Consider the following 13,229-nt stretch of genomic DNA (forward strand, 5'->3'; position numbering starts at 1 on the left):
CTCCAAGTCTATTTATTCAAATCTACAGATACTATTTTTGATACTCCCTTTTCTTCCATAGTAACACCATACATAACGTCACTTACTTCCATAGTTCCTTTTCTGTGAGTAATTACTATAAATTGACTGTTACCTGAGAATTTCTTTAAAAATTCTGCATATCTAAATACATTTGCATCATCTAAGGCAGCTTCAATTTCATCTAGTATACAAAACGGAGTAGGTTTCATTTTTAATATAGCAAATAATAATGCTATAGCTGATAATACTTTTTCTCCACCAGACATTAAATTTATGTTTTGTAGTTTCTTTCCTGGCGGCTCTACATTAATATGAATTTCAGACGTAAGTTCATCTCCTTCGCCTAATATAAGTTCTGCATTTCCTCCTTTAAATAACTCTTTAAAGGTTTCTTTAAAATTAGCGTTTATTATTTTAAAGTTTTCTTTAAATAATTTTCTCATAGTAGAAGTCATTTCCTCAATAACTTTTTCTAGGTCCTCTTTTGCCTTATTTAAATCCTCTTCTTCTGAACTCATGAACTCATATTTTTCTTTAACTTCATCATATTCTTCTATAGATGCTAAATTAACAGTTCCAAGTGCTGAAATTCTCTTTTTTATAGAAGTTATTTCTTCTTTGAATTTTGTTAAATCAATAATTTCTATAGCTAATTCTTCAGCTTCTGCAATAGTTAATTCTAGTTCTTCATTAAGCTTTTTAAGATGATTATCTTTTTCCACATCACATTTTGCTTTATTAATTTCCCTTTTAGAAAGCTCAAACTCTTCTTTTGTAATGATTTCTCTAACATCATTTATTATACTATCTATTTTTTTAAATTCATCTTTTAATGATATTTTTTTAACTTCATCTTCTTTAAAGATTATATCTAATTCTTCTATTCTTTTGGTAAAAGATATTATTTCATCTTCTTTTATTTTAACATTTGCTTCTGATTCTGCAATTCCTTTCAAACTTAAATCATTTTCTTTGTCTAAGTTAATCCTTTTTTCATTGCATTCTTCTTTTTCTTTATCTCTTCTATTTAGCTCTTCTTTAATACTCTTTAAATTACCATCTAAAGATGCATTTTCAATTCTAAGTTCTGTTAAATTTGACTTTAATAATTCACTAGCTTCTTTTTCTTTTTCTAATAATTTTTGTAATTCTACTTCTCTTTCTTTATTAGAAGTATTAATTTCATCAAATTCTAACAAGCTATTTTCTGTATTTTTAAGTTCTTTATTTAAAATATTTATCTTTTCTAAAATACTATTATTTTCATTATTTTCTTTATTTAAACCTTTATTTAAATTGTCTAGTTCATTTTTTACATTTAATAGTTTATTTTTGTTTGTAGCAAGTTCAATTTTTAGACCATGAGCTCTATCTGTTAAATTTAGAATATCTTCATCTAGATTTTTTCTTGCATCTTTTAAAAGTTTAACTTCTTCCTCTACGTCTATTAAATTCTTCTTTAAATCTTCAAGTTTTTCTTTTATTTCTTCAATTTCTCTTTTTCTACTAAGTATGCTTGAAGTTTTTCCTTTAATACTTCCTCCAGTTAATGCACCACCTGAGTTTAATACTTCACCTTCAAGCGTAACAATTTTAAATCTATAAGAAGTAAGCTTTGCTATTTTAAATGCTGAGTCCATATCTTTTGCAATTATTGTTCTTCCTAGTGCATAATCTATAACTTTCCTATACTTTTCATCAAATGAAACTATTTCTGAACCAATTCCAATATATCCATCTATATTTGTTACTTTATTATCTAGCACTAATTTTTTACCATTTATAATATTTAAAGGTAAGAAAGTTATTCTCCCAAGCCTTTCACTTTTAAGATAATTTACTAACCTTTTAGCTAAAACATCATCTTCTGTTATTACATTTGAAATAGCACCGCCTAGCGTTGTTTCAATTGCCATTTCATATTCTTTTGAAACTTCAAATACTTCTCCTAAAACTTTTATACCATTACATCCTTTAATAAGACCTTTATAAACTCTATCCATAAGATTTTTTAAAGATCTATTATATCCTTCGTATTGGTTTTCTAAATCTTTTAACATAGTTTTATTAGCTTCTAACTTACTAATATTTATACTAAGACCTCTTAATTCAGTCTCTTTTTTAGTTATTTTTGTATTTATATCTTTTAGGCTATTTTTCTTTGATAGTGCTTCTTCTCTAAGCTTTTCTAAATTTTCCTCTGAAGATTTAATACTTAAATTCAAACTGTTACTCGTAGACTTGTTTATCCCTATGTTGTTTAAGATAGTTGCTATGTTTTTTTCTATTCTTTCTTTTCCTTCAAAACTAGCTTTTAACTCTGCACGTATTTTAGTTATTTTATTATTAACTTCAGAATTCCCTTTTAGTATTTCAAATCTACTTTTTTGAATTGATGTTATCTCATCTTGAATTTCGCTAAGTTTTTTTAATAGTACTCTATTTGCCTCTTCAACTTTTGAAATTTCAATTTTCTTTTCAGCTATTTCTTTCTTCTTGTTTTCTAGTTCTTTTAGTAGAGATGATTTTTCTTTATCTATTTCTTCTAATTTAGAATTTATATTATATTGTTCATATTTATTCTTCTCTAAAACATCATTAAAGTGCTTTATTCTCTCGTTAAATAACTGAATATCACTTTTAGATTTAGTTATTCCTTCTTTTTTAGTGTAATATTCTAACTTTTTTTCTGTAGTATCACTTTCAAGTTCTTCAAGTTTTTCTTCTATAGTTTTTAACTTTTCTCTTTCATTTTGTAAATCTTCTCTTTTTTTATTTAAAGAATTCTCTCTATCTTTAATGTCTTCATTAAACTTTTTAAGTTCTTCTTCTAACATTTTAATATTATGTAAAATTAACGATACTTCTTTTTCTTTTAAGTTTCCTGATAACTCGTTAAACTTAATAGCTTTTTCACATTCAACCCTTAAAGGTTCTAATCTTTCTTCGTATGTAGATATAATATCTCTTATACGAATAAGATTATCATCTGTATTTTGAAGCTTTCTTTCCGATTCATTTTTTCGAACTTTATATTTAACGATACCAGCAGCCTCTTCTAAAAGCCCTCTTCTATCCTCTGCTTTACCACTTAATATTGCTTCAATTTTACCTTGTCCTATAAGAGAATAACCTTCTTTACCTATCCCTGTATCTAAAAATAGGTTCGTTATATCTTTTAATCTGCATTTAGTATTGTTAATTAAATATTCTGATTCCCCTGATCTAAATATTCTTCTTGATACTACAACTTCATTATATTCAGTTTGAAGCCCTCCATCTGAGTTATCAAGAGTAAGGGACACTTGTGCTAGACCTAGTGGTTTTCTATATTGAGTTCCTGAAAAAATAACATCCTCCATCTTACCGCCTCTAAGAGTCTTTATACTTTGCTCACCAAGCACCCATCTTACGGCATCTGAAATATTACTTTTACCACTACCATTTGGTCCAACTACTGCTGTGACTCCAGGTTTAAATCTTAATTCTGTCTTATCAGCAAATGACTTAAACCCTCTAACTTCTAAAGATTTTAAAAACAAATGTTCCACTCCTTACAACTATAAAAATATTGGTATTAACGTTATTAAAAATGCTATTACCATAAATACAGCAATCGCTACTTGTAATTTCTCTCTAGTCTTCCTTTTCACTATTATCACCTCTATTAAAAGTTTATTATAATTTTACTAAAAGGTAAAGGAAAACGAGGGTTTCCCCCCGCTTTCTTTAATATATTCTAATTATTTTTTCAAATTTGTTATTACTAAGTTTAAATGTACCTCTCTTTATTTCAGGAGAAACTATAACTTTAACTTTATAACCTTCTTCTTTTAAAGTATTAAAATACATTTTTTTATTTGCATAAAGCTTACTTATATCTTTTTCATTAATAATTAATTCATAAGAGCTATTTTTATCAATACTACCTTTTATATTTTGAATAGTTATATTGCTACTTACTAGTTCTCTAAAAGCTGGGTGGAATGGGCCTGATATAATATCACACCCTTCATTAATTGCATCAGTTGGCTGAAGTCCAACTCTTATTACATTAATCCCTGCCTTATCGTATAATTTAAACACTTCTGAGCTAACTAAGACAGCTTCTTCTAAAGTATATGGAATATACTCTCCCCTGTTGTACATAATTTCCATAGGAGTATCTTTAATTACTAAAGATGGGTATATTCTAACTATTTCTGGATTCATTTTTATTGATTCTTTTGCACTTAAAATATCTTTGTCACTTGTGCTTTTTGGAAGTCCTGGCATTAATTGATGTCCTAAAGTAATCCCAAATTCTTTTATAAGATTAGATGCTCTCATTGCATCTTCTTTAGAATGCCCTCTTCCTGCTGCTACTAAAACTTCATCGTCTAGAGATTGAATACCAAGTTCTATTATATCTACAGAATATTCTTTTAAGTAAGATAAAATATATTCATCAATGTAATCAGGTCTTGTAGACATTCTGATTTTATTTATAATTCCTTTATCTTTATACTTTTTTGCTACTTCTAATAATTCTCTTTGCTTTTTTTCTGGTATTGCTGTAAAAGTACCTCCAAAAAAAGAAACTTCTATCGTAGCATCTTTATTTTCTATAGTTTCATAATACTCTTTAATTATCTCTTCAGCCTTATTAGCATCTACTCTATCTTTAACTCCTGTTATCCTGTCCTGATTGCAAAAAACGCAATTATGAGGACAACCTTCATGAGGTACAAAGATAGGGATTATATAGTGGTTTTTACTCATTTACTACCTCCAGTTTAATGAGAGCTTTTTTAGCAGCTCTTTGCTCTGCTTCTTTCTTTGAGTAACCTTCACCTTCGCCCATTATTTCATCGTTAATTGAAACAACTGTATAGAATTTTCTTCTATGTGGTGGACCTTCATGCTTTACTAATTCGTAGTTTATGTTAACCTCACCGTTTTGTTGTAAATACTCTTGAAGCTTTGTCTTAAAGTCTAAGATAATCTTATTATCTATAGCTTTATTCATAATAGATGCGAAGTGTTTTAAAATAAAATCTCTAGTAAATTCAAAGCCTTTATCTAAATAAATGGCTGCAATAACTGCTTCTACGGCATCTGCTTGAATTGAGACTCTATTTCTACCTCCTGTAAGTTCTTCACCTCTACTCATTCTAATATATTCGCCTAAGTTCATTTCTTTCGCTACTTCATATAATGAGTTTTCGCAAACAATAAGGCTTCTTATCTTTGTAAGTTCACCTTCTGATTTCTCTTTATAATTTTTATATAAATACTCAGTTACACAAAGTTGCAGCACTGAGTCTCCTAAAAATTCTAATCTTTCATTATACTCTGAGTCCTTATGCTGATTTGCAAACGAACTATGAGTTAGAGCAACTTTCAAATAACTTAGATTGGTAAAATTTAAGCCAAGCTTTGACTCAATCTCTCTTAATTTAAGTTTATACATTTTTTACACTCCTCTAAGTTTATTCTTCAATCTGCTAAAATAACAAATTCAAGAATAAACTATCTAAAATTAGACGTAAAAATCCCGCAACTTATATGCGGGATTTTACTATTCTTCAACATGATTTTTTACGTAGCTAACTACATCGCCAACTGTCTTAAATCCCTCAACGTCTTCATCTGGAATTTCCATATCTAGTTCATCTTCTAATGCCATTATAAGTTCAACTATATCTAATGAATCAGCATTAAGGTCATCTATAAATGAAGATTCTAATGTAATTTCATCAGTATCTATGCTTAATTTTTCTGAAATTATTTCTTGAATTTTTTCAAACATCTGTATTCACCTCCTATACCTTCACTTAGATAATATTATATATTAAAAACGTAGTCAATATTCTAAATAAATAATTTATTATTTATTTTTTTTATGGTTTTCTACGTTTTCTTTAATTTTGTCTATAACTTTACCTTCTTTAAAGATTCTAGCTTGTTTAACAGCATTTTTAAAAGCTTTCCCATCTGAGCTTCCATGGGCTTTAATACAGATACCATCAACCCCTAAAAACGGTGCTCCACCAACTTCTTTGTAATCGAATTTAACTTTTAAAGTTTTAAATACAGGTTTTAAAAGTCCTGCTCCTATTTTTGATATAAATGGTGCTTCCATTATATGATCTTTTATAATTCCAAGTAGATTCATAGCAGCGCCTTCATATAATTTTAAAACAGTATTTCCTACAAAACCATCACATACTAAAACATCTGTTTCACCTGTTGGAATTTCTCTAGGTTCAATATTACCAATAAAGTTTATATTTGTTTCTTCATTTAGTAATTTGTATGTTTCTTTTGTTAATTCATTACCTTTTTCTGCTTCTTCACCTATATTAACTAGTCCAACAGAAGGTTTATCTTTTTTAAATACACTTTCATAGTAGATGCTTCCCATGTTAGCAAATTGTACTAAATAGTTTGGTTTACAATCGACGTTTGCACCTGAATCTATAACCATAAAATTGCCTCTTCTTCCAGGCATTATAGGCGCAAGGGCTGGTCTTTCTATGCCTTTAATCCTACCTACTATAAGAGTACATCCAGCTAAAAACGCTCCTGTACTTCCACCTGATATAACAGCATCACATTCTCCACTTTTTACTAAGTTTAGAGCTTTTACAATACTTGAGTCTTTCTTTCTTCTAAGGGCCATAACTGGATGCTCATTTGTTGTTATAACTTCTGTAGCATCTATAACAGTTATTCTTTCCTTATCATATTCAGCTTTTGAAAGTTCTTCTTCTATTGCAGCCTTAGGACCTGTTATATACATGTGTACATCATTAAATTCCTTTAAAGCTAAAATAGCACCTTCTATTGCAGCCTTAGGTGCATTATCTCCACCCATTCCATCTATTACAATCTTCACTTTCTACACCCCTAACTTATTTATATATCCGGATATAAAGAAAAGAAAGTCATAAGACTTTCTTTTATTCTGCTGAAGCAACTACTTCTTTACCTTTATAGTATCCACAGCTCTTGCAAACTCTGTGTGCAAGTTTCATTTCGTGGCATTGTGGACATTCAACTATTCCTGGTATGCTCGCCTTGAAAGTTTGAGCTCTTCTTGAATCTCTTTTTGCTCTATATGTTTTTCTTGCTGGATTTCCCATTATTACACCTCCTTATTTTCTAACAACGCTTTAAGTCCTGCTAATCTAACATCAATGTTATCATTGTCACAAGTACAAGATTCCTTGTTAAGATTTTTACCACAAGTTTGGCATAGTCCTTTGCAATCGTTAGTACAAAGCCTTTTAATCGGTAAGGTTGAAATTATTTCACTTTCAACTATTTCTGCGATATCTAATTCATCGCCAATTACAAATACCACTTCTTCGTCTTCTCGACGTTCTTCGCTATTTGTAAACCTTTCTTCTATATCAATATCTATTGGATAGATAAAGGTTTCAAGACATCTTGAACAAACTAATTTTAACTTAGTTTGTACATGTAAGTCAACTAAAACTTCATCATTTTTAGAAACAATATTTCCATTTACGACGACTTTTGATAAAGGCTCCATCTTTTCTCCCTCAAAATGAAAAGGTGCCATATCAAATTCAAAGTTAACTTCTTTTGTTCTTTCTCTTCTTGAAATAAGGTCTGAAAATTTATATTTCATAATAATAACGCCTCTTTCTTTTATAGATTGTCTATAAAACTACTCTGAGTTCTTTTAAAGACAAAAAAACACGAGTGAAAGCGACTCTTTTCACCCCTTAACTTTAAATATTTACTGAATAAACACAACTTATTATATAAAGCTAAGGGATAAAAGTCAAGTAAATTATTGGGATTTACTATTTTATTAATGCTAATGTATCTTTAGCAATCATTAATTCTTCGTTAGTTGGTACAATATATACTTTAACTTTACTGTCATCTGTTGAGATTTCAGTAACTATCGCTCTAACGTTATTTTTCTCTTCATCTAATTTTATTCCTAAGTAATCCATATCTTTTAGGATTAACTTTCTCATAGGAATAGAGTTTTCCCCAACTCCTGCTGTAAATACTATAACATCTACACCATTCATCGCTGCTATATATGCACCTATTTGTTTTTTAACGCTATATGCAAAAACATCTAACGCAAGTGATGCTCTTTTATCACCTTTTTCTCTAGCATCTAAAAGATCTCTAAAGTCTGAACTGATTTCAGATACTCCAAGAACACCAGATTTTTTGTTAAGTATAGTATTAACTTCTTCAGCACTATATCCACATTCAGTTGTTAAATATGTAGCTATAGCAGGGTCTATACTTCCAGATCTTGTTCCCATAACTACTCCTTCAAGTGGAGTGAATCCCATTGATGTATCTATAGATTTACCACCTTTAACAGCAGTTAATGATGACCCATTTCCTAAATGACAAGTTATTATTTTTAAATCTTCAACATTTTTACCTAGTGCTTTAGAGACTTCTCTTGATACAAACTTATGTGACGTTCCGTGGAATCCATATCTTCTTATAGCATGGTTCTCATATAACTCGTATGGAAGAGCATACATATAAGCTTTCTCTGGCATTGTTCCGTGGAATGCTGTATCAAACACTACTGCCATAGGTGTCTTTGGCATAAGCTTTTTACAAGCTTCTATTCCTATTATGTTTGGTGGGTTATGAAGTGGTGCAAGTTTAGCACACTCTTCTAAATATTTCATAACTTCTTCATCAACTAAAACAGATTCTGAATATTTTTCTCCACCGTGAACTACTCTATGCCCTACAGCTGATATTTCGTCCATTGATTTAATAACTCCATGTGTTTCATCAATTAACGCACCTAATACTAGTTTAATAGCATCTTGATGGTCTTTCATAGGAGTCTCAATTACATACTTTTCTTTACCTTCTGCTTTTTGAGTAAGGATTGAACCTTCTATTCCTATTCTCTCAACTAAACCTTGGGCTATAGCCTCTTCGTTAGTCATATCGATAAGTTGGTATTTCAGTGATGAACTACCACAGTTAATTACTAAAATTTTCATGTTTATTTCCTTCTTTCTATAAAGCTACGTAGTTTATTCTATTTTTGTGCTTGAGCTTGAACTGCTGTTATTGCTACAACTTTTACTATATCGTCTGTACTACATCCTCTAGATAGGTCATTAATTGGTTTTGCAAATCCTTGACATACCGGTCCTATAGCTTCTGCATTTGCAAATCTTTGAACTAATTTATATCCTATATTTCCAGCTTGTAAATCTGGGAATACTAGTACGTTTGCACTACCTGCAACTTTACTGTTTGGAGCTTTTTGAGATGCTACTTTAGAAACTATAGCAGCGTCTAATTGAATTTCTCCATCTATATCTAAATCTGGTCTTAATTCCTTAGCTTTTTCAGTTGCTTTTCTAACTTTATCAACTAATTCGTGATCTGCACTTCCCATAGTTGAGAATGAAAGCATTGCAACCTTTGGATCCATCTTACAAAGATTTTTAGCTGTTTCTGCTGTAGCTATGGCTATAGCTGCTAATTGATCTGAGTTTGGATTTGGATTTACAGCGCAATCTGAGAATAATAACATTCCATCTTCACCGTATTGTGATCCTGGTACAAGCATTATAAAGAAGCTTGATACTACAGAAACTCCTGGTGCTGTTTTTATTATTTGTAATCCCGGTCTTAAAAGATCTCCAGTTGTATGAACTGCACCTGATACTAATCCATCAGCATGGTCTAATTTAACCATCATTGTTCCAAAATAAAGTGGGTCTCTAACGATTTTGTCAGCTTTTTCTATTGTCATCCCTTTGCTTTTTCTTAACTCATAGAAAGCTTCTATGTATTCATCAAGTTTTGGTGAAGTTTCTGGATCTATTATCTCTACTCCCTCTAAATCAACACCTTGTGCTTTTGCTTGACTTAATATACTATCTCTATTCCCTACTAATATAGGTAGAGCTATACCTTCATCTACAATTTTTTTGGCAGCTACTACTGTTCTCTCCTCGTCACCTTCTGGTAAAACGATTTTTCTTTTGTCAGCTTTAGCAGCTTCCCATATTTTGTTCATAAGTTCCATGTTCATTTCTCCTTTCAAAAAGACCAAATGTATCTCCATATATACTATACCTCTAAACACTGATTTTTTTCAACCTTAATTCCTTAAAAATGACCTATATTATTAAATTCGATAGATTCCAAATACTTTAAATATTCTGATAATTTATATTTGTATACATGTTTTTTTATATATGATATACTTATAAATTATAATTAATAGGAGGTTTTTACCTTGAATATAACCGGTATAATAACTGAATATAATCCTTTTCATAAAGGTCATAAATTACACCTAGAAAATAGCATAAAAGATACAAATTCTGATGGAGTTATATGCATAATGAGTGGTAACTTTATGCAACGAGGCGGTCCTGCAATTATTGATAAATGGAACAGAGCTAAAAATGCAGTTTTAAACGGTGTTGACCTTGTAATTGAATTACCCCTAATATATTCTTTAGCATCGGCAGAAACTTTTGCTTTTGGAGCCGTTAAAATCTTAAATGATATAAACGTAGTAAATTCAATTTATTTTGGAAGCGAATGCGGCGATATTTCCTCTTTAAAAAAACTTGCCTTTAATTTAGCTTTTGAAAGTGATTTATATAAAGCAAATCTAAAAAAATATTTAAAATCAGGTTTGCCTTTTCATAAAGCACGTGAAAATGCTTTAGAAAACATTGATGACTTAAAAAACTTAACTTATATTTTAAATAATTCTAATAACATTTTAGGAATTGAATATATTAAAGCATTATATAAATTAAATAGTAATATAAAGCCTGTTACCCTTAAGAGAACAGGTTCAAATTACAACGACCCTTCCCTTTCTATCGAAGGATTATCTTCTGCTACATCTATTAGAAACTCTCTTAAAGAAAAAGGGTCTTTAAAAGAAATAAAAAACAGTTTAACTGATATAAGCTTTGAATTTTTTAATACTTTAATTTCAGAAGACTATAGTTTTACTTTTGATGACTTGATGTTTGATTATATAAAATATAAACTTTTAACTTCAAATGAGTCTTTTGATACTATTTCAGACCTCTCAGAAGGTCTTCAAAATAAAATATTAAAAGAAATAAAAAATTCAAAATCTTATTATGATTTTATTATGAATATAAAAAGCAAAAGATATACTTTTACAAGAATAAACAGAATATTAACTTCTATCTATATAGGACTTAATAGATATGATATAGAAAAAATAAGAAATAATTTTAAACCTTATGTAAGGGTTTTAGCTTTTAATAAATGTGGTGCAAAAATTCTAAAAGAAATTAAAAATAATTCCGATATAGAAATAATAACAAAGGTTCCTAAACATATTCAAAACGAATCATTAAAATTAGACCTTTTAGGTACTTCAGCTTATTCAATTTTAAATAAATCAATTTCACCTAATGAAGATTATTTAAAGAGCCCTTTTGTAATTTAATATAGAGTATGCACATATAAATACTATTGATGGAGGGATATTTCATGAATAGTATTTTTATTTTATCTTTAATTTTAATTTTTATTGGCTTTATTTTACTTACAAATATTAAAATAAACAAAAATATAATATTTTGTATTTTTATAACTATACTTATAGTAATTTTTAGTTTAAATATTGAAAATTCCCTTCTAGCTTGTCTTGAAGGAATAAAACTGTGCGTTAAATCTATCATTCCTACTATTTTCACTTTTTCTGTTATATGCAATTTATTAATTTTATATGATGGAATTGAGATATATTCAAGAATACTTGGTCCTTTGGTATGTAGGCCTTTAGGCTTAAGTAGAGCATGTGCTTTTCCAATTGCAGCTAGTATGCTTTGCGGGTATCCTTTAGGGGCAAAATACTCAAGTGATTTATATTCTTTAGGTCACATTACTTTCAAAGAATATAATAGACTTTTAAAAATAGCTTCAAATGCAGGTCCTATTTTTATAATAGGTGCAGTTGGTACAAGTTTATTACACAATATAAACTATGGCTATTTTCTTTTGATTTCTAATTATTTATCATTATTTTTGATTGGTATTTTTACAAGACCTAAAAATTTTAGTTTTGAAGATAAAAAGCAAGAAAAAGTTATTTTTAGAAAAGTTAATTTTGGCCGAGCTATGGATACATCTATAAATAATAGTATTAAAACCGCAGTCACAGTTTCAGGTTACGTTGTTGCTTTTTCAGTTTTCATTTCCTTTTTTAAAAACTCTAATTTTATTATAAGTATATTTAATTCAATAGAATCTTTTTTAAACATAAAAACTAATATACTTTATAGTTTTTTTCTAGGTAGCATTGAAATGACTAATGGGTGTAATATAGTTTCTAATAGTAATTTTGATATAAATTTAAAACTTGGACTTATAAGTTTCTTTTTATCTTTTTCTGGACTTTCAATAATTGCACAAACATCTTCTTTTACAAGTAAGTATAATATAAAAACGTTAAATCTTTTATTTAGTAAATTAATTCAAGGAATCATTAGTTTTATTATAAGTTACTCACTTTCAAAATTCATTTTTATATCAGAAGAAGTTTTTAACGGAAATTTAGAAAAAGCCACAAGTATTTATAATTTAATACCTGTAGCTTTAATTATTTTAATTATTCCATTTTTAATTGTTAAATTAAGAAATTTACTTCATAGTTCTTAATTCTCTGATATTTTCACGAACAGTACCACTAGCACCTTCTAAAGTACCATCTATATCTTGAGCAACCTTTGTAAAACTTTCTTGTAGAGCTTCTATTAGCTCTATTTTTTTCTTTTCAAGTTCTCTATCTAAGTCGCTTAGAATTTCATCAGCATAGTCTCTTGAACCTACTCTAATAGCTTTTGCTTCCCTTTTAGCTCCTGCTATTATTTCTTGTGCACGTATTTTAGCTTCCCTAACATAATCATGATTTTCAACGTTTTGTCTCATAAGTTCTTTTGTTTCAAGCTTAACATTTTCGTATTCTTTTTTAGCTTCACTTAAAATTCTATCTTTTTCTGAAACAACCCATTGTGCCGTTTTTATTTCATCAGGTAAACCATTTATTATGTCGTCTATAATTTCTAGAACTTCTCTTTTATCAATCATAGACTTTCCTGTCATAGGAACCTTTTGTGCATTGTCCACTATATCTTGTAAATACTCTAATAAGTCAAGTGTATCACTTTTTGTTTTCTCCATAA

Annotated in this window: 12 protein-coding genes; 2 read left to right on the forward strand and 10 right to left on the reverse strand. The window is 29.0% G+C overall.

The window, feature by feature from the left end; all coding sequences use genetic code 11:
- Positions 1 to 8: 8 nt before the first annotated feature.
- The 9 genes from smc to pta form a co-directional block, all read right to left on the reverse strand.
- Positions 9 to 3,563, reverse strand: a complete 3,555-nt coding sequence (smc, locus tag INR60_RS05655; protein WP_194190507.1) for a chromosome segregation protein SMC — start codon at positions 3,561 to 3,563, stop codon at positions 9 to 11.
- Between the two features lie 187 nt (positions 3,564 to 3,750).
- Positions 3,751 to 4,782, reverse strand: coding sequence for an elongator complex protein 3 (locus tag INR60_RS05660; protein ID WP_194190508.1), 1,032 nt, complete (start codon positions 4,780 to 4,782; stop codon positions 3,751 to 3,753).
- Positions 4,775 to 5,473 (reverse strand): ribonuclease III, encoded by a 699-nt coding sequence (rnc, locus tag INR60_RS05665; protein ID WP_194190509.1) that lies wholly within the window; start codon positions 5,471 to 5,473, stop codon positions 4,775 to 4,777. The genes INR60_RS05660 and rnc overlap by 8 nt, the downstream gene beginning before the upstream one ends.
- A 108-nt stretch (positions 5,474 to 5,581) precedes the next feature.
- A complete protein-coding gene (gene acpP, locus INR60_RS05670) occupies positions 5,582 to 5,812 on the reverse strand; it encodes an acyl carrier protein (protein ID WP_194190510.1) in 231 nt (76 codons plus the stop codon).
- 78 nt (positions 5,813 to 5,890) lie between these two features.
- Complete coding sequence (plsX, locus tag INR60_RS05675; protein ID WP_194190511.1) at positions 5,891 to 6,901, reverse strand: phosphate acyltransferase PlsX; 1,011 nt, start codon at positions 6,899 to 6,901, stop codon at positions 5,891 to 5,893.
- Positions 6,902 to 6,965: 64 nt separating this feature from the next.
- Positions 6,966 to 7,148 (reverse strand): 50S ribosomal protein L32, encoded by a 183-nt coding sequence (rpmF, locus tag INR60_RS05680; RefSeq protein WP_194190512.1) that lies wholly within the window; start codon positions 7,146 to 7,148, stop codon positions 6,966 to 6,968.
- A 2-nt stretch (positions 7,149 to 7,150) separates the two neighbouring features.
- Positions 7,151 to 7,660 (reverse strand): YceD family protein, encoded by a 510-nt coding sequence (locus INR60_RS05685; protein WP_194190513.1) that lies wholly within the window; start codon positions 7,658 to 7,660, stop codon positions 7,151 to 7,153.
- A gap of 178 nt (positions 7,661 to 7,838) precedes the next feature.
- Positions 7,839 to 9,032 (reverse strand): acetate/propionate family kinase, encoded by a 1,194-nt coding sequence (locus INR60_RS05690; protein WP_194190514.1) that lies wholly within the window; start codon positions 9,030 to 9,032, stop codon positions 7,839 to 7,841.
- Between the two features lie 38 nt (positions 9,033 to 9,070).
- The gene (gene pta, locus INR60_RS05695) at positions 9,071 to 10,072 is read right to left on the reverse strand and encodes a phosphate acetyltransferase (protein WP_194190971.1); all 1,002 of its coding nucleotides are present in this window, start codon (positions 10,070 to 10,072) and stop codon (positions 9,071 to 9,073) included.
- A gap of 213 nt (positions 10,073 to 10,285) precedes the next feature.
- Here pta and INR60_RS05700 point away from each other — a divergent pair, with 213 nt between their 5' ends.
- Positions 10,286 to 11,491: a nucleotidyltransferase gene (locus INR60_RS05700; RefSeq protein WP_194190515.1), complete on the forward strand. Its 1,206-nt coding sequence runs from the start codon at positions 10,286 to 10,288 to the stop codon at positions 11,489 to 11,491.
- A 44-nt stretch (positions 11,492 to 11,535) separates the two neighbouring features.
- Positions 11,536 to 12,705 (forward strand): dipicolinic acid transporter SpoVV, encoded by a 1,170-nt coding sequence (gene spoVV / locus INR60_RS05705; RefSeq protein ID WP_194190516.1) that lies wholly within the window; start codon positions 11,536 to 11,538, stop codon positions 12,703 to 12,705.
- Here the strand turns inward: spoVV and INR60_RS05710 are convergent.
- Positions 12,688 to 13,227, reverse strand: a complete 540-nt coding sequence (locus tag INR60_RS05710) for an ATPase (RefSeq protein ID WP_194190517.1) — start codon at positions 13,225 to 13,227, stop codon at positions 12,688 to 12,690. The genes spoVV and INR60_RS05710 overlap by 18 nt on opposite strands.
- Between the last annotated feature and the right edge of the window lie 2 nt (positions 13,228 to 13,229).

The organism is Clostridium chrysemydis, assembly GCF_015234215.1.
Taxonomy (GTDB): Bacteria; Bacillota; Clostridia; order Clostridiales; family Clostridiaceae; genus Clostridium; species Clostridium chrysemydis.